Source organism: Stackebrandtia soli (assembly GCF_965137155.1).
In the GTDB taxonomy this organism is placed as follows: Bacteria; Actinomycetota; Actinomycetes; order Mycobacteriales; family Micromonosporaceae; genus Stackebrandtia; species Stackebrandtia soli.
This window is the reverse complement of the sequence record NZ_CBCRZX010000028.1, coordinates 21,260-37,250: the sequence shown is the minus strand read 5'-3', so window position 1 is coordinate 37,250 and position 15,991 is coordinate 21,260. Positions and strand designations below refer to the sequence as shown.

Genomic DNA, 15,991 nt, shown 5'->3' with positions numbered 1-15,991 from the left:
ATGCCGAGACAACTCACCGTCCGCGAACTGAACCGAACCCTCCTCGATCGACAGTGGCTGCTGGAGCGACGCTCCGCGACCGCCGTCGACGTCGCCCAGCACCTGATCGGTTTGCAAGCCCAACAAGGCAACCCGCCCTACTACGGGATCTGGAGCCGGGCAGACGGACCGACCATAGACGACATCTCCGCCGCGATCCTCGACAAACGACTCGCCCGAGTCGTCCTCATGCGGGGAACGATCCACCTCGCCACCGCCGACGACTGCCTCAATCTTCGCGCCGTCGTGCAACCTCACCTCGACCGGACGCTGTGGGACAGCACCTACGGAAAGCGCTCCGCGGGTGTCGACCCCAAGGCCGTCGTCGAGGTCGGACTGGCCGCGCTCATCGACGGCCCGATGTCCAACAAAGACATCGGCGTGACCTTGGAGGAGGCGTTCCCCGGTCACGACGGAAACGCCCTCGCGTACCTGCTGCGCACCCTCACGCCGCTGGTGCAGACCCCGCCGCGCGGCGTGTGGGGACGGGGCGGAACGCTGCGCTACGCCTCCGCCGAGAACTGGTTCGGGCGCCCGCCTGGCACCGACGACACCCCGGACGAGACGCTCCTGCGGTATCTGGCGGCATTCGGTCCCGCGTCCGTCCACGACATGCGCAAGTGGTCTGCCGTGACCGGGCTGGCCACCGCCGTCGACCGGCTGCGCCCGAAGCTGCGCACCTACACCGCCCCCGACGGCCGCGAACTCTTCGATCTCGCCGACGCGTCGATCAGCGACCCCGACACCCACGCGCCCGCTCGGCTGCTCGCCGCCTTCGACAACGCCCTCATGTTGCACACCACCCGCGAGCGGATCATCGACGCTGACTCGAGCAAACGCATCTTCACCAAGAACGGGATCGTCGAGGGCACGTTCCTCGTCGACGGCTTCGTCGCCGGCTCCTGGAAACCGACGATCACGAAGACCTCCGCCTCGATCAGCCTGACCCCGTTCCGCTCGATCGACCGGGAGTGGACGGACGCGCTCGTCGCGGAGGCGGAGCGGATCCTGCGGATCGCGGCGCCGGACGTGGCGGATCGCGACGTCGTGATCGTCGATGACTGAGCGGACCGTGGCGCCGCCGGCGATCCGAACCCGGCCGTGCCGGGAGTCGGATCTGGACACTTTGGATCGGATCTTTCCCTCGCCGAGCGTGAACTCGTTCCACCGGGAGCGGTATCGACTACAGACGGAGGGCGCGGCGACCTACCTCATCGGCTGGGCCGGCGGCGTGCCCATCGGCCACGCGCTGATCAAGTGGGACGGCTGCGCCGACGCCGAGGTCCGCCGCGCGCACCCCGACTGTCCGGAGATCAACGGGCTCGTCGTCGCCGACGAGCTGCGGTCGAGGGGCGTCGGCTCGTTGTTGATCGGCGAGGCGGAACGCTGGGCGGTCTCGCGTGGGAGGGCGTCGATCGGCCTTGGCGTCGCCGACGTGAATCCCCGAGCGAGGGCCCTGTACGAGCGCCTCGGTTATGCCGGCGAGGTGGGCTATCTGGATCGCTACACGTGTGTCGACAGCCTGGGCACGGTGCATCGTTTCGCGGATCCGTGCGTTTTCCTGGTTCGGGCGCTTCCCCGTGAGAGAATGGGCCGAGTCACGTCATGAGACGGATATTACACGCACGAATGTGACTAATCGGGCGCGATCTCCAGACTATGCCGGGAACTAACGTCATATCTGAGATATCTTTGGCGAATGGCTGAGTCTCTTCCGCGCACTGAGGACTATCTGCGTCGCATCGGTACCCTGATTCGCGACGCCCGCAAACACCGCAATCTCACGCAGGCGCAACTGGCCGACGTCCTGGGGACGAGTCAGAGCGCCGTCAACCGCATCGAACGCGGTCAGCAGAACATCTCCGTCGAGATGTTGACGCGCGTCAGTGACGCGCTCGATCAGCAGATCGTCTCGCTCGGTCAGCCCACGGCGATGCACCTGCGGGTGCGTGGCGGTTCGCGGCTGTCGGGAAGCATCGACGTCCGAACCTCGAAGAACGCCGGAGTCGCGCTACTGTGCGCCGCCCTGCTGAACAAGGGAACGACGACGCTGCGCCGGGTCGCACGCATCGAGGAGGTGCACCGGATTCTCGAGGTCCTGCACAGCATGGGCGTCGCGTACCGCTGGCTGAACCCGGACAACGACCTGGAGATCGTGCCGCCCGCGCGGCTGCGGTTGGACGCCATCAACGAGGACGCGGCGCGGCGTACACGCAGCATCATCATGTTCCTGGCGCCGCTGCTGCACGACCACCCGGAGTTCATCCTGCCGTACGCGGGCGGTTGTGATCTCGGCACGCGAACGGTCGAACCGCACATGACCGCGCTGCGCCACTTCGGACTGTCCGTCAAGGCCACCACGGGCGAGTATCACGCGACCGTCGATCCGGGTCGCGGACCGTCGAAGCCGATCGTGCTGACCGAGCGGGGAGACACCGTCACGGAGAACGCCATCATGGCGGCGGCGCGCTTCGACGGCGTGACGATCATCCGCAACGCCAGCTCCAACTACATGGTCCAGGACCTGTGCTTCTACCTGCAGAAGCTCGGGGTCGCTATCGACGGCGTCGGCACCACGACGCTCACCGTCCACGGTCGACCCGTCATCGATCGGGACGTCGACTACGCGCCCTCGGAGGACCCGATCGAGGCGATGAGCCTGATCACCGCCGCGATCGTCACGGATTCCGAGATCACCGTCAATCGAGTTCCGATCGAGTTCCTCGAGATCGAGCTGGCGGTCCTGGAGGAGATGGGCCTGGACTACCGCCGCACCGAGGAGTACCTGGCGGCCAACGGGAACACACGGCTCGTCGACATCACCGTGCTTCCGTCCACACTGAACGCGCCGATCGACAAGATCCACCCGATGCCGTTCCCAGGGCTGAACATCGACAATCTGCCGTTCTTCGCGCTCATCGCCGCGTGCGCGCACGGCACGACGACGATCCACGACTGGGTCTACGACAACCGCGCGATCTATCTGACCGAGTTGAAGAAGCTCGGCGCTCACGTGACCCTGATGGACCCGCACCGGGTGCAGGTGGACGGACCGACGCGGTGGACCGGCGGTGAGGTGATCTGTCCGCCCGCTCTGCGTCCGGCGGTCGTCATCCTGCTCGCCATGCTCGCCGCGCGGGGAAACTCCACCTTGCGCAACGTCAACGTCATCCACCGTGGATACGAACAGCTCGCCGAGCGCCTGAGCCTGTTGGGTGCGGAGATCGAGATCGTCACGGGCGGTTGACCGATCGGATGGCCGGATCGAGGGTCCGGCCATCCACGACGGACACCCCGAAATGGAACCCAGATCAATACATCGACGACGTTATATGTCCCAGGAGCGGTACCGGTCAGTGCGATAGGTCATAATGGTCGGTATGTTGAAGCTCGCCATTCTCGGTTTCCTGCGCGATCACCCGCTGCACGGTTACGACCTGAAGAGCCGAATCGCCGCGCTCACCGGCCACGTCAAACCCATCGCCGACGGCACCCTGTATCCGGCGATCAAAAGGCTGGAGACGGCCGGGCTCCTGACCCGCCGTTCCGCGCCGGGGAAGATCGCCGCGCCGCGTCACATGCTTCAGCTGACCCAGGACGGCATCGACTACCTGCGCAAGCTGCTCCGCGAGCCCGGAGAAACGTTCATCACCGACGAGAACCGTTGGTTCGTGTTGCTCGCCTTCCTACGGCACCTGGAGAATCCGGCGGAGCAGGCGATCGTGCTGCGGCGGCGGTTGACGTTCCTGTCGGAACCGACGCCGCTCTTCTTCGACGTGCACGGGCGGCCGATGGCCGTCGACGACTTCGCCGACGCGTTCCGCCAGGGACTGTTGACGATCGCGCACGCGGCCAACACGGCCGAGTACACCTGGCTGAACACGACGATCGGGGAGCTAGACCGCCACAGTGGGCGGTGATGATTCCGTCGGCCCCGTCTCCGCGATGACGTTCTGATAGAGACGCCCGTGATAGTGCGTCGGTTCGTCCCCACGCGAGACGTCGGCGAGCCGACCGCCCCTGGCCAGTTCCTCCGCCTGCCCCGACAGGCGAACGGCCCTGCCCGGCTGCCCCGCCTGGTCGAGCATGGCCGCTTGTAGGCGCAGGGTGTGCGCCAGGGCCGCAGGGCATTCGGCCTCCCTGGCGGCGTCCTTGGCGGCCTCGTGATGCCGCCAGGCGAGGGCGTCCCGACCGGCCGCGCGGTACAGGCCGGCAGCCAGGCACGCGGCGTCATGGTACACATTGGCCAATTGGCGACGGCGCGACTGTTGAAGACTGAACGCGCGCAGGCTCGTCAGTGTCGACAGGTGCGCGACGAGAGCGGTGAGCGCCGCCTGAGCCCCGATGCTGTCCACAAGGTCTCTAATGTGGTCGGTGTGCGCCATGAGCGCCGCGAGGCTCTGCGGCCCCAGGTCGTCGGCGCGTCTCATCAACTCGCTCATGGTGTCCGATTCCGGGTCGTCCGAACACCGACACGTCCGAGACAGATCCATTCCGATGCCGCACAACGCCCGATCGATCGACAGACCGGTGGCGATCCGCTCGACGACCTCATAGGACGTGACCTTGCGGCGCCCGGCCATGATCTCCCGGATGCGCGCCTCCTGGACCCGGGTGACGGCCGCGATGGCGGCGACACTCCAGCCCCTGGCCTTCAAGAACGAGAAGACGGGACCGAAATCCCTGGTGCGCAAATGCTCCCGAAGAGGCACACCGCGAAAGGACTCCTGAGTCCACCATTGTGGATCGACCACGGGTCCCGCCGTCAACACATCGGCCTCCTCGGACGCACACACTCGAAGTTGCACACAGTAGCGCGACGTGTGTTCGAAATACAGTCCGCCCCGGACAAAGACGGACAACTCACCCAACGAAACGGTCACAAGACAGTACACGCGGCTGATTGACACATATAGATATCGAAGCTAGGTGGGCGTGAGCTGTCATTTCACCGTGAACGTCCATCCTGATCTGGACTCACGACCCGCCGTTCGGCAAGGGTATGTGAGCGCTCGACGACGCCAGGCCACTGTGTCCGGACCATCGCCGCATCCAACCCCCCGAAGTACCCATTAAGGAGCATCATCGTGCAGCTAGCGGATGAATGCTGGCTGGTCGCACACGACGACGTCACCGGCAGGTCGCTGCTGCCACCCCGCATCGCGGGCGTTGCCGCCGCCGCCGGTCTCATGTGCGAGATGATCCACGCGCGGATCGTCGCCATCGATTCCGGACGATTCGCCGTCCGCAATCGCAAGCCCTCCCCCGACCTGCTGCAACACACGATCACCGACTTCCTCATGAGAGAGTCGCACCCGATCGACACCTGGCTGAGGTTCTTCGCGCGTACCGCCGAAGACGACGTCGCCAAACGGCTCATCCGCCGAGGGGTCCTCGAAGAACAACGCAGCCGGTCCATTCTCGGCAAGACCAAGCGACGCTTCGTCCCTATGGCGGCCACCCGCGCCGCGTGGCCAACCGCGCGCCTCGCCAAGCGACTCTCCCGCGCGCAACCCGTCGACTCCAACGACCAGATCCTCATCGGATGGCTCGACGCGGTCGGCATGAACGGCCATGTCCTGTGGGACGACCCACAGCAGGTCGGATCGCGTTACCTCGAGCACATCGTCGCGCATCTGCCCGGGGACTACCGCACCCTGTGCGCCGAGACGAAGACCCTCGTCGGCCAGATCGTGATGGCCAACAACGTCTGACCCCGCTTCACCCCCACCCCCCACCCCCTCGAATGGAGCACCGCCTCGTGTCCGAATCACCGCGATCCGTGGTCGCCGAAGCCCTCGCGGCCGACCGGCTAGGCGCACCCACCGTCGTCGCGTTCGCGATGACGGCCGCCGCGCCCCTCATGACCATCGGTGGCGTCATCACCGTCGGCTGGGCGACGACCGGCGCCGCCACAGGCATCACCGCCTACCCGCTGGCGTTCCTCCTCATCGCCGCCGTCCTGGCGCTCTTCACCGTCGGGTACATGGCGATGTCACGGCGGATCTCCAACGCCGGCGCCTTCTACTCCTACGTCGCGCAAGGCGCCGGCCGCCCCGCCGGTGTCGCCGCGTCACTCGTCGCCCTCGGCGCGTACAACCTGCTCCAAGTCGGCCTCTACGGCATCTTCGGCTTCACCATGCAGGAGTTCCTCACCGCCAAGGCGGGCATCTCCCTCGACTGGTGGATCTACGCGCTCGCCGCGTGGGGCATCACCGCGTGTCTGGGCGTGCTGCGCGTCGACATCAACGGAATCCTGCTCCTGGGCATCGTCGCGCTCGAGGTCATCGCCGTCGTCATCTTCGACTTCCTGTTCGTGACCAACCCGGCCGGTGGAGCCATCAGTTTCTCCACATTCGACCCGGGGAACCTGTTCCTGCCGGGCGTCGGAGCGGTGCTGGTGACCGTCGTGACGTCGTTCGTCGGTTTCGAGGCCGCCGCCGTCTACAGCGAAGAGAGCAAGAACCGGCAGCGCACCGTCCCGATCGCCTCCTACCTCGCGATCGGTCTGATGGTCGTGTTCTACGCGGTCACCTCGTGGGCGATCGCCGTGACGGTCGGAGACGAGAACCTCGTCGCGGTCGCGCAGGAGAAGCAGACCGAGATGATGTTCGGCCTGGCCGCGGACCACTTCGGCAGCACCGTCATCTCCGACCTGGGCATCATGCTGCTGCTGACGAGCGTCTTCGCCGCCATGCTGTCGTACCACAACACGGTCTCCCGCTACACGTTCTCGCTGGCCCGCGAAGGCGTCCTCCCCCGGCCGCTGGCCCGCACGGGCCTGCGCTCGGGCTCGCCCCGTAACGCGTCGGTCCTGCAGTCGTTCATCGGCGTCGCCGTGATCCTGACGTTCGCGTTCATGGGCTGGGACCCGTTGGTGCACCTGTTCTTCTGGCTCGGCATGACCGGTGGCTTCGGCATCCTGCTACTCATCACGGCAACCGCCGTGTCCGTCGTCTGTTACTTCGCGGCGCGGCCCGACGGCGTCAGTGTGTGGGTCCGTCTCATCGCGCCGGCGCTGGCGTCGATGACGCTGCTCGTGATCGTCTACTTCGCCATCGACGCTTACGGCGGGCTCCTGGGAGTCGAGCCGGGCGACCCGGCGTCGTGGCTGTTCCCGTTGGCCTACGCCGTCATCATCGTCATCGGCGTGATCTGGGCGCTCATCATCAAGGCATCGAATCCCACCGTGTACGCCCGGATCGGCCGCGGCGCCGACGAGCGCACCGCGCCGGTGGAGAAGCCCGACGAGATCGTGCCGGTGTTCGTCGGAGGTGGACAGAAGTGACGCCGTTGATTCGCAAGGCGCGGCCCGATGAGGCTGCCGCGATGGGCCGGATCGTCGCGGCGGCGTTCTTCGACCTCGAGGTCTCCCGGTGGCTCGTCCCCGACGAAGACCGCCGACGCGAGATCCTGCCGGTCCACTTCGGTCTCTTCACGGAGCACGTGGCGAAGCACGGCGTCATGTACACGACGAACGACCACGCCGGGGTCGCGGCGTGGCTGCCGAGCGCCGGAGTGCCCGACATCCCCGACTTCGACGAACGCAACGGCGCCGCCTGTGGTGAGCGCGTCGAGTTCTTCGATCTGTTGGGCGCGTGCTTCGACAAGTTCCATCCCCACGATGAGGCGCACTACTACCTTCAGTTCCTGGCGGTGCGTCCCGGCATGCAGGGACGCGGCCTCGGCTCGGCGCTGATGGCGCCACACCACGCGATGGCCGACGAGCACGGCATGCCCGCGTACCTGGAGGCGTCGAACGAGCGGAGCCGGAACCTGTACCTCCGGCACGGCTACGAGGACCGTGGCGACCCGATTCACGCCACGAGCGACGCTCCACCGCTGTTCCCGATGTGGAGAGTCGCAGGGCGGTAGGGGTTCCATTGTGGGGNGGGTCGTCGACGACCTGCCCCACAACGCCGTCCGGGATCGGAATGCCGCGTCTCGACGAGCGGGTCGCGGCTCCGCCCCTGAGCTCTATCGCTGCTGCCGCAACGCGTCCGCGGTCCGGGTGTCGGCGGGGAAGAACGATTCGATGGCCAGTTCGGAGACCGTGACGTCCATGGGGGTACCGAATACCGTCGTGGTGCTGAAGAACGTCAGCGGTCCGTGTTCGGTCTCCAGACGCAGCGGCACGACAAGACTGTGCGTTGGCGCGTGATCGATCCCGCCCGGGTAGCTCCCTAGTTCGGTCCGCAGCCGCTCCAACTCGGGGTCGCCGGTGACGCGGATCTGGTGGTCGAGCCGGGACAGGACATGGCCCCTCCACTGTGGCAGATTCTGGATGCGGGGAGCCATTCCGTTGGGGTGCAGGCTCAACCGCAACACATTGACCGGGGGTTCCAACAGCTCGTCGGCGCACCCCGCGGTCAACCTGTCGATCGCGCTGTTGGCGTCCACCATGTCCCAGTGTCGATCGACGACGACCGCCGGATACGGCAGATGCCCGTCCAGGATCTGGATCAACGCCTGACTGATGCTGCGCATCGACGGTTGTTCCAGTGAGGACTGACCGTAGGCAGGGGCGTGGCCGGCGGCCAGAAGGATGTCGTTTCGGTGCCGCAGCGGCACATCCAGCTGCTCGCACACCTTGACGACCATCGCCGAGGTCGGCGTCGACCGTCCTGTCTCGATGAAGCTCAGATGGCGGGCCGAGATCCGGCACCGGATCGACAAGTCCAGTTGCGTCATGTGCCGTTGCCTGCGCCAATGCCGGATCAACTCGCCCGGGGTGTGGCGGGTGGCGGGTTCGATGGATTGCTGTGCCATGCGACCCAGCCTAAATCCACAGGTAGCGACCTCGATTACCTCGGAGGTAATCGACGAACGCCGCCGACGTCGCCAGGCTGGTGACGTCCCCGCGAATCGGCGGGACCATGACAGACGGAGGAACGACATGAACGACTTCGACGCCATCGCCGCCAAGTACCTGGACGCCTTCAACACCGTCGACGCCGACGAGCGCGGACGACTCGTGGCGGAGCTGTTCGCCGAGGACGTGAGCTACGCCGATCCCATGGCGACGGTCTCCGGCCACGCCGGGGTGGACGCGTTCATCGCCGAAGCCCACCGGCGGTTCCCAGGTTGGGTCTTCGCGCTCGCCGGCCCCGTCGACGGCCACGGTGACCAGGCCCGGTTCACCTGGGGTCTGGGCCCGGAGGGCGAGGAACCACCGGTTGTCGGTTTCGACGTGATCGTCGTCGACGGCGGCCGGATCACCCGCGTCCACGGCTTCCTCGACCGGGTGCCCGGCGCCTGACACCGGCCGGGGACGGGTTCCATCGGCCCCGTCCCCGGACCGGGCCGACACGACCGCGCGACGGCCCACCAGGGTTCCCCGACGACGTGGCGAATCCGGTGGCGCCGCCGCCGTGACGAGCTCGCGGCGCGTCCCCGTCGCTCGGGCGATCGCGCGACGGTGCCTCGGCATCCGGCCGCCAACCGCACGGCCACAGGCGAACTCCTTCGACGCCCGGGCCCGTTCCGATCCGCACACTCCCACCGCGTGGTTCGGCGCCGGCCGACCGAGGTCGTGTCCGGCTCCCGTTCGACCCGGCGAGACTGGCACACTGTGGCGGTGTCTGACGGTCAAGGTGCGGAACTGACGAGGCTGCGATCGAAGCGGGGCGGGCGGCTGGCGAAACGGTTCATCGACGCGGGGGCTCTCGACGATATGACGGCGTCGTTCCCGGCCGCGCTCGCCGCGATCCGGAAACGTCCTGAGGCGGAGCTCGCGATCGACGCGTTCGGGCGGCGACTGTGGCAGCGGTGCGTGGAAATGGCGTCAATAGACCATCCGCGCCGCGAACTCGTGGGCTGGGACGATCGTCCACTGTATTGGGCGAGGTTGGCGATGCTGGCGCAGCTGCGCGATTGGCGTCCCAAGTTCGGCGCGGACGACGAGACTCGCGCACGGTGGGAACGTCGCTTCGAGTGGGCGTCACGCGGGATCACCTCGGTCGGTTTCGGTTCGGAACCTCAGACGGCGCGAACGATCCTGGTCAGTGGTTTCGATCCGTTCCGGCTGGAGGGAGAACCGCGCGCGAGCAACCCGTCGGGGTCGATCGCCTTGGCGCTGGACGGGCAGGTCATCGAGGCGGGTTCGACGACCGTGCGATTCGCGTCGGTGATCCTGCCGGTTCGCTACGCGGACTTCGACGCGGGAATCACCGAGAAGGTCTTCGGTCCGTATATTGAGGACGGTCCGCATCGGGTGGACGCGGTCGTGACGACCAGCCAGGGCCGACCTGGACAATTCGATGTGGAGGGTTTCTTCGGACGCCGCCGCAGCCCGGACGGCACGCGCGACAACGACGGTGTGCTCATCGACAGCGCGCCCGAGTCAGCCGAGGCGGGCGCGGGAATGGCCGCGGGGCCGGAGTTCCTCGCCACCACGCTTCCGGTGGAGCGCATGCTCGCCGCCACGGGCGCCTCCGCCGTCCTGCCGAACCGTTCGGTCGTCGAGGTCGTCGACGGCGCGAAGAGCCCCACCGTCTCCCCAGACGGCCCGACGCCGGGCTCGCGCGCCGTGCGTGGCAGCGGGGGCGGTTTCCTGTCCAATGAGATCGCCTACCGGGTCGCGCTGCTGCGGGACGCGTCGGATCGTCCGCCCAGGACGGGCCATCTGCACGTTCCCCGCCCGGCTCCGCAACTCGACGACGGCGAGTTGACCGATCCCGATTTCGACGACGAACGCGCGGGCGTCGTGGCGCAGGCACGTGAGCTGGTGATCGCCGCGGCGCTCGGCGGCTGAGCACGATCGCCTTGGCCGCGCGCTCTGCGGGCGGTTTGTCGGCCAGGACGTTCGAGACCGCTCAGAGCGGCGCTCGGCCCTCGTACGGTGTCGACAGCACGATGGTCGTGCGGTGCGCGACCCCTGCGAGGCCGCGGATCTTCGCGAGGAGTTCCTCGAGCTCGGTCGGGCCGGACACTCGAACCTTCAGCAGGTAGTAGTCCTCTCCCGCGACCGAGTGACAGGACTCGATCTCGCGCAGGACGGCGAGGCGAGCGGGGGCGTCGTCGGGGGCGGCCGGGTCTATCGGGCGGATCGCGATGAAGGCCGCGAGACTGATGCCGAGGGCGTCATAGTCGATCGTGGCCGTGTAGCCGGTGATGACGCCGCGTTCCTCCAGCCGTTTGACTCGCTGATGTACGGCCGATGTGGACAGTCCTACTTGGGCAGCCAGATCCGTGAACGAGATGCGGCCGTCCTGGGTCAGGGCCCGCACGATGGCTAGATCGAGGTCCTCCACAGTCAGCCAATCTACCCGATCCGGGCCCGTCGACGCCGGTCGCGAGGTCGTGGGACTCCCGTCGGGAAGTCCCACGACCCACGAAGCCCGCTCAAAAGCCGATGGACCGCCAGAATGCCAGGCGGTGGGCCGCGACGTAGTCGGTCGGGGCGATGCCGTTCGGGTCGAGCGACTGCACGTGGCCGTCGTCGGCGAACGGGGGCCATTCCGGCAGGTCGGACACCAGCGGCGCGCCGTGTCGCGCGAAGGAGGTCCAGTACTTGATCATGTCGCGAGACAGTCGTGCCTGCCGTTCGTCCAGTCGCGCCTCGAAGTCGGGATCCCGGAACAGGTAACTGATGTCGGCGTTGTGGTAGGCGCCCGACGGCAGATGCGGCGGGAACGGGAACTCCTCGGGCGGGTTGGTGTCGGCGAACTCGAAGACGAAGACCGGCGCCCGTGAGGCGAGTTGCCCGTTGAGGCGGTGCGCCGGCGCCGCCCACATGCGATCGGTGAAGACCTGCGCCACGGCCAGGCTCGGATTGTCGAAGTCGGAGAGCGGATACTCGGCTGCGACGGCGGCCGCGTCGTCACCGAACGCATCGGCGAGGATCTGGTCGTAGTCACCCTCCGTCAGGATGTCGAACATGAGTTCCCGAATCGCGACGAACGTGCGATGTTCGTCCAATGTAGTTCCGACCATCGTCGGCATCGCCGCGATGTGACCGTCCTGGACGGCTCGTCGCGGTTCCATCGGCAACTGTTCGTTGCCGTAGGCGTAGGACTGGAACAGGTTCATGATGTCGGGATGGTCGAGCAGCTCCCGAACCGACTTGGCGCGCAGGCACTCGAGCGCGTCGTCACCCGCACAACCCAGCTCGGCCGCGACGGTGGCGCCGAGCTCCCGTACCTCGGCGTCCGTCCGCCAGCCGTAGTAGTCGAGTCGCCCGAGGCCCGGGAACAGCGCGTTCGCGGGCGCGTCCATAGTGGCAAATCCACTGTGCATTATGACCTTGTCGAACAGCCCCTGCGACAGCGGCGACATGAGGTGGCCGCTGACAGACGTGGCCCCGAAGGAGACCCCGAACGCGGTCACGTTGCCCGCGTCGCCACCGAAAGCGGTGGCGTTGCGCCGCACCCAGGAGAACGCGGCCCGCTGATCCTGGAGCCCGATCGTCCCCGAATCGGCCAGGTCGGGGTGCCCGAAGGCGCCGAACACTCCGAGCCGGTAGTTGACGGTGACGACCACGATGTCGCCCTCCGCGGCGATCCGCGACGCGTCGAACACGTCCCCCGATCCGATGGAACCGTTGCCGTGCAGCCATACCATCACCGGGAGGTCGTCACCGGGTCGAGCGTCGGGCGGGGTCGTGACATTGAGGAACAGGCAGTCCTCGTCGAGACTGGCCTCTCCCCCGTACGGGGACGCCAGTTGCGGGCAGGCCGAACCCGGCCGGGTCGCGTCGCGGACACCGCTCCACGCCTCGGCGGGGGACGGCGGAAGCCACCGGCGCTCCCCCACCGGTGGCGCGGCGTACGGCACGCCCCAGAACACCCGGTGGTCGTCGTGAACCCGGCCCTTGATGGCGCCGGAGTCGACGGTGACGACCGCCGGGTCGTGCGCGGGTGAGGTGTTCGCGGACGCGTGAGCGGTGGCGCCGACGGCGAGGAGACCGACGGTCAGCGCCGTCAATCGTCGCGGAAGCTTCCTGGTCACTTTCCCTCCACAATTGATAGTGTCGCGGCCACATAGGCGCGTCGACACGCGGGGACATCGGCTGACTGGCCGATGTCGCGGATGAGTCCATCCCTCATGGACAGAATGAATCCGGCGGTGAGCATGGGATCGATTTCGCCGAAGACACCCTCGGATCGCCCGCGCCGCAACAATTCCGCCAGTTCGCGAGTGTCACGGCGGCGCAGGTCGGCGTCCCCGGCGAGATCGGCGCGAACCTGCATCAACACCGACATGTGATCGGGGTGCGCGCCCATGAAGTCGACATTGGATTCACAGAACGCGATGAGCGCGCCCCGAGCGCTGCCATCGTCGGGCCGGGCGAGCACGAAGGCCGAGAAGTCGGCGAGCACGCGTTCGACGGTGGCGTCGAGGAGTTCGGCGCGATCGGCGAAGTGGTACGAGATGAGGCCGGTGCTGGACAGGCCGGCGGACCGGGCGATCCGGGTGAAGGTGGCGCGCGCGAGTCCGACGTCGGCGATCACCCGGATCGCGGCGTCGATGATCTGCGCGCGGCGAGCCGTCTCGGTGACGGTGCGTCCGGTCGATTTTGCTTGCATGAGCAAAATATAGCTTGGCTGAGCAGATACGGTGACGGAGACCCGGAACACGACCGGGGCGCCGGACTGAGTATCCGCTCAGTCCGGCGCCCCGGCGTCGATGCTCGTAAGACGTCAGGAACGACCGAGTGTGCGGGCGATGACGAGACGCTGGATCTGGTTCGTCCCCTCCACGATCTGCAGCACCTTCGCCTCCCGGAAGTACCGCTCGACCGGGTGGTCCGACACGTAGCCGTACCCGCCGAGGACCTGCACGGCGTCCGTCGTGACCTTCATGCACATGTCGGTCGCGAAGAGCTTCGCCTGCGCCGCCTCGACGCTGAAGGGTCGGCCGGAGTCCTTCAGCCGGGCCGCGTGCAACGTCAACGCGCGGGCGGCGCTGATCTGGGTCGCCATGTCCGCCAACATGAAGCCGACGCCCTGGAAGTCGATGATGCGAGTGCCGAACTGCTCGCGCTCCTTCGCGTAGCCCACCGCGTAGTCGAGGGCGGCCTGCGCGAGACCGACGGCGCACGCGGCGATGCCGAGACGCCCGGCGTCGAGCGCGGCCATCGCGATGCGGAAGCCGATGCCCTCGTCACCGACGCGCCGATCCGACTCGACGCGGACGTCGTCGAACACGATCTGGGCGGTGGGCGACGAGTTCAGGCCCATCTTGTTCTCGAGTCTCTGCGGCACGATGCCGGGCGTGGCCGCGTTGACGTGGAAGCTCGAGATGCCGGACGGGCCGGGGCCGCCGGTGCGGGCGAACAGCGTGTAGAAGTCCGCGACACCGGCGTGCGTGATGAACGCCTTCGTCCCGTTGACGCGGTAGGTGTCGCCGTCGGCGACGGCCGAGGTCGTCATCGCCGCCGCGTCCGAGCCGCCCGCGGGCTCGGTCAGGCAGTACCCGCCGAGCAGCTCGCCGCCGAGCATGTCGGGCAGCCACTTCCGTTGCTGCGCCTCATCGCCTCGAGTGGCCAGCGCGAAGCAGGACAGCGTGTGCACGCTGACCGCCTCCGCGACGACGACCCACCGCGCCGCGAGCTCCTCCAACACCTGCAGGTACACCTCGTAGGGTTGGCCCGAACCGCCGAGTTCCTCGGGGTAGGGCAGGCCCAGGAGGCCGGACCGACCGAGGACGCGCAGCACTTCACGAGGAAACTCGCTGCGCGCCTCGTACTCGTCGACCTTGGGGGCGAGTTCGCCGTCGGCGATCTCGGCCGTTAGTTCCACAATGGCCTTGGCTTCGTCGGTGGGAAGAACGCGTTGCACGGTCATCGGTGTACCTACTGTGTCGTTGAAACGGTGGAAGGGTTCGACGGCCGACACGACATCGCGACGCGAACGACGTAACGGCCATCACGGCAGGCAGCTTAACGTTAATTCAGGTCGAGCGTATGGCAGGCTGACCAGATGCTGATGCTGGTGGACAGTGCGGGCCTGTGGTATCGATCCTTCTTCGGACTTCCGTCATCCATGCGATCCCCCGACGGAACCCAGATCAACGCCGTCAGGGGCTTCATCGACGGCCTCGCCACCCTCATCCGGACCCGTGAACCCAGCCACCTCGTGTGCGCGTTGGACGACAACTGGCGCCCCACCTGGCGCGTCGAGCTCCTTCCCACGTACAAGGCGCACCGGGTCGCCACCGACGGCGTCGCCGAGGAGGAGCCCGACCAGATCACCCACCAGGTCCCGATCATCCTGGACCTCCTCTCCGCGATCGGGATCGCCCACGTCGGAGCCACCGACTTCGAGGCCGACGACGTCATGGCCACCCTGGCGGCGCGCAGCACCGACGCCGTCGAGGTCGTCACCGGCGACCGCGACCTGTTCCAGGTCGTGTCCGACGCCGGACGCGTCCGCGTCGTCTACATCGCGCGTGGAATCAGCAAAGCCGAGGTCTACGACGACGCGGCCGTGTTGGCCCGCTTCGGCGTGCCCGCCAAGCATTACGCCGATTTCGCGGTCCTGCGCGGTGACGCCTCCGACGGGCTTCCGGGAGTCAAGGGCGTCGGCGAGAAGACGGCCGCGCGGCTCGTCAACGACTTCGACGGCATCGACGGCGTGATCGCCGCGGCCGCCGATCCCGACGCGGCCCTGCCGCCGCGCGTTCGCGGCGCGCTCACCGCCTCGGCCGGGTACCTCGCCGTCGCGCCCCGGGTCGTCACGACCCACACCGACGCGCCCGTCCCGACCGTCGACGGGGTCCTGCCGAGCGAACCCGCCGACGCGGACGCGCTCGCCGCCCTCACGGAGCGATGGGGCCTGACGAACCCGATCACCCGGTTGCGCTCCGCGCTCGGCTGGTCCTAGGACCCGGCGGGGTACCCCGCTTCCGGTCGCCCCGACGGCGCGAACCACTACCCCTGTCGATCTCCGCTTGGTTGGGCAAAAGTCCCGCTTGGTTGGGCAAATTGCGAAATCACGCCTGTTTCCGACAT

General features: G+C 67.5%; 16 protein-coding genes. 10 read left to right on the top strand and 6 right to left on the bottom strand.

Annotated features, from left to right (window positions below):
- The 4 genes from ACM9NP_RS16210 (at nucleotide 1) to ACM9NP_RS16195 (ending at nucleotide 3,959) form a co-directional block, all read left to right on the top strand.
- Nucleotides 1-1,104 carry a winged helix DNA-binding domain-containing protein gene (locus tag ACM9NP_RS16210; RefSeq protein ID WP_415647542.1) on the top strand — a complete coding sequence of 368 codons (1,104 nt, stop codon included), beginning with the start codon at nucleotides 1-3 and terminating at the stop codon, nucleotides 1,102-1,104.
- Nucleotides 1,097-1,648, top strand: coding sequence for a GNAT family N-acetyltransferase (locus ACM9NP_RS16205; RefSeq protein ID WP_415647541.1), 552 nt, complete (start codon nucleotides 1,097-1,099; stop codon nucleotides 1,646-1,648). The genes ACM9NP_RS16210 and ACM9NP_RS16205 overlap by 8 nt, the downstream gene beginning before the upstream one ends.
- 90 nt (nucleotides 1,649-1,738) lie before the next feature.
- Entirely contained in the window at nucleotides 1,739-3,286 is a 1,548-nt protein-coding gene (locus ACM9NP_RS16200; protein WP_415647540.1) for a helix-turn-helix domain-containing protein, read from the top strand.
- A 133-nt stretch (nucleotides 3,287-3,419) separates the two neighbouring features.
- Nucleotides 3,420-3,959 carry a PadR family transcriptional regulator gene (locus ACM9NP_RS16195; RefSeq protein WP_415647539.1) on the top strand — a complete coding sequence of 180 codons (540 nt, stop codon included), beginning with the start codon at nucleotides 3,420-3,422 and terminating at the stop codon, nucleotides 3,957-3,959.
- Here ACM9NP_RS16195 and ACM9NP_RS16190 read toward each other — a convergent pair.
- Nucleotides 3,936-4,811 (bottom strand): helix-turn-helix domain-containing protein, encoded by an 876-nt coding sequence (locus ACM9NP_RS16190; RefSeq protein WP_415647538.1) that lies wholly within the window; start codon nucleotides 4,809-4,811, stop codon nucleotides 3,936-3,938. The genes ACM9NP_RS16195 and ACM9NP_RS16190 overlap by 24 nt on opposite strands.
- A 315-nt stretch (nucleotides 4,812-5,126) precedes the next feature.
- Between ACM9NP_RS16190 and ACM9NP_RS16185 the strand changes: the two genes are divergently transcribed.
- From ACM9NP_RS16185 to ACM9NP_RS16175, 3 genes are read left to right on the top strand one after another with little or no spacing between them, the layout of a single operon-like run.
- Nucleotides 5,127-5,753, top strand: a complete 627-nt coding sequence (locus tag ACM9NP_RS16185) for a GOLPH3/VPS74 family protein (protein WP_415647537.1) — start codon at nucleotides 5,127-5,129, stop codon at nucleotides 5,751-5,753.
- Nucleotides 5,754-5,800: 47 nt separating this feature from the next.
- Nucleotides 5,801-7,327 (top strand): APC family permease, encoded by a 1,527-nt coding sequence (locus ACM9NP_RS16180; protein ID WP_415647536.1) that lies wholly within the window; start codon nucleotides 5,801-5,803, stop codon nucleotides 7,325-7,327.
- Complete coding sequence (locus ACM9NP_RS16175) at nucleotides 7,324-7,914, top strand: GNAT family N-acetyltransferase (RefSeq protein WP_415647535.1); 591 nt, start codon at nucleotides 7,324-7,326, stop codon at nucleotides 7,912-7,914. Before ACM9NP_RS16180 ends, ACM9NP_RS16175 begins: the two co-directional genes overlap by 4 nt.
- Nucleotides 7,915-8,016: 102 nt before the next feature.
- Here the strand turns inward: ACM9NP_RS16175 and ACM9NP_RS16170 are convergent, their stop codons facing one another.
- The gene (locus tag ACM9NP_RS16170) at nucleotides 8,017-8,808 is read right to left on the bottom strand and encodes a helix-turn-helix domain-containing protein (protein ID WP_415647534.1); all 792 of its coding nucleotides are present in this window, start codon (nucleotides 8,806-8,808) and stop codon (nucleotides 8,017-8,019) included.
- A 127-nt stretch (nucleotides 8,809-8,935) separates the two neighbouring features.
- On the opposite strand from ACM9NP_RS16170, the gene ACM9NP_RS16165 reads away from it, so the two are divergent.
- Nucleotides 8,936-9,298, top strand: coding sequence for a nuclear transport factor 2 family protein (locus tag ACM9NP_RS16165; RefSeq protein WP_415647533.1), 363 nt, complete (start codon nucleotides 8,936-8,938; stop codon nucleotides 9,296-9,298).
- Nucleotides 9,299-9,616: 318 nt separating this feature from the next.
- Nucleotides 9,617-10,792 carry a pyroglutamyl peptidase gene (locus ACM9NP_RS16160; RefSeq protein ID WP_415647532.1) on the top strand — a complete coding sequence of 392 codons (1,176 nt, stop codon included), beginning with the start codon at nucleotides 9,617-9,619 and terminating at the stop codon, nucleotides 10,790-10,792.
- 61 nt (nucleotides 10,793-10,853) lie between these two features.
- Here the strand turns inward: ACM9NP_RS16160 and ACM9NP_RS16155 are convergent, their stop codons facing one another.
- From ACM9NP_RS16155 to ACM9NP_RS16140, 4 genes are all read right to left on the bottom strand, one after another.
- On the bottom strand, nucleotides 10,854-11,291 hold the full coding sequence (locus tag ACM9NP_RS16155) for an Lrp/AsnC family transcriptional regulator (RefSeq protein ID WP_415647531.1): 438 nt from the start codon (nucleotides 11,289-11,291) through the stop codon (nucleotides 10,854-10,856).
- Nucleotides 11,292-11,382: 91 nt separating this feature from the next.
- Nucleotides 11,383-12,987 (bottom strand): carboxylesterase/lipase family protein, encoded by a 1,605-nt coding sequence (locus tag ACM9NP_RS16150; protein ID WP_415647530.1) that lies wholly within the window; start codon nucleotides 12,985-12,987, stop codon nucleotides 11,383-11,385.
- Nucleotides 12,984-13,565 carry a TetR/AcrR family transcriptional regulator gene (locus ACM9NP_RS16145; protein ID WP_415647529.1) on the bottom strand — a complete coding sequence of 194 codons (582 nt, stop codon included), beginning with the start codon at nucleotides 13,563-13,565 and terminating at the stop codon, nucleotides 12,984-12,986. The genes ACM9NP_RS16150 and ACM9NP_RS16145 overlap by 4 nt, the downstream gene beginning before the upstream one ends.
- Before the next feature lie 114 nt (nucleotides 13,566-13,679).
- The gene (locus ACM9NP_RS16140) at nucleotides 13,680-14,825 is read right to left on the bottom strand and encodes an acyl-CoA dehydrogenase family protein (RefSeq protein WP_415647528.1); all 1,146 of its coding nucleotides are present in this window, start codon (nucleotides 14,823-14,825) and stop codon (nucleotides 13,680-13,682) included.
- A gap of 135 nt (nucleotides 14,826-14,960) precedes the next feature.
- Here ACM9NP_RS16140 and ACM9NP_RS16135 point away from each other — a divergent pair, with 135 nt between their 5' ends.
- Nucleotides 14,961-15,863 (top strand): 5'-3' exonuclease, encoded by a 903-nt coding sequence (locus tag ACM9NP_RS16135; RefSeq protein ID WP_415647527.1) that lies wholly within the window; start codon nucleotides 14,961-14,963, stop codon nucleotides 15,861-15,863.
- Nucleotides 15,864-15,991 lie beyond the last annotated feature (128 nt).

Excerpts from the sequence above, each read along its gene's own strand:
- ACM9NP_RS16210 (WP_415647542.1), top strand. The coding sequence starts at position 1 with ATGCCGAGACAACTCACCGTCCGCGAACTGAACCGAACCCTCCTCGAT.
- ACM9NP_RS16205 (WP_415647541.1), top strand. The coding sequence starts at position 1,097 with ATGACTGAGCGGACCGTGGCGCCGCCGGCGATCCGAACCCGGCCGTGC.
- ACM9NP_RS16200 (WP_415647540.1), top strand. The coding sequence starts at position 1,739 with ATGGCTGAGTCTCTTCCGCGCACTGAGGACTATCTGCGTCGCATCGGT.
- ACM9NP_RS16195 (WP_415647539.1), top strand. The coding sequence starts at position 3,420 with ATGTTGAAGCTCGCCATTCTCGGTTTCCTGCGCGATCACCCGCTGCAC.
- ACM9NP_RS16170 (WP_415647534.1), bottom strand. The coding sequence starts at position 8,808 with ATGGCACAGCAATCCATCGAACCCGCCACCCGCCACACCCCGGGCGAG.
- ACM9NP_RS16165 (WP_415647533.1), top strand. The coding sequence starts at position 8,936 with ATGAACGACTTCGACGCCATCGCCGCCAAGTACCTGGACGCCTTCAAC.
- ACM9NP_RS16145 (WP_415647529.1), bottom strand. The coding sequence starts at position 13,565 with ATGCAAGCAAAATCGACCGGACGCACCGTCACCGAGACGGCTCGCCGC.
- ACM9NP_RS16140 (WP_415647528.1), bottom strand. The coding sequence starts at position 14,825 with ATGACCGTGCAACGCGTTCTTCCCACCGACGAAGCCAAGGCCATTGTG.
- ACM9NP_RS16135 (WP_415647527.1), top strand. The coding sequence starts at position 14,961 with ATGCTGATGCTGGTGGACAGTGCGGGCCTGTGGTATCGATCCTTCTTC.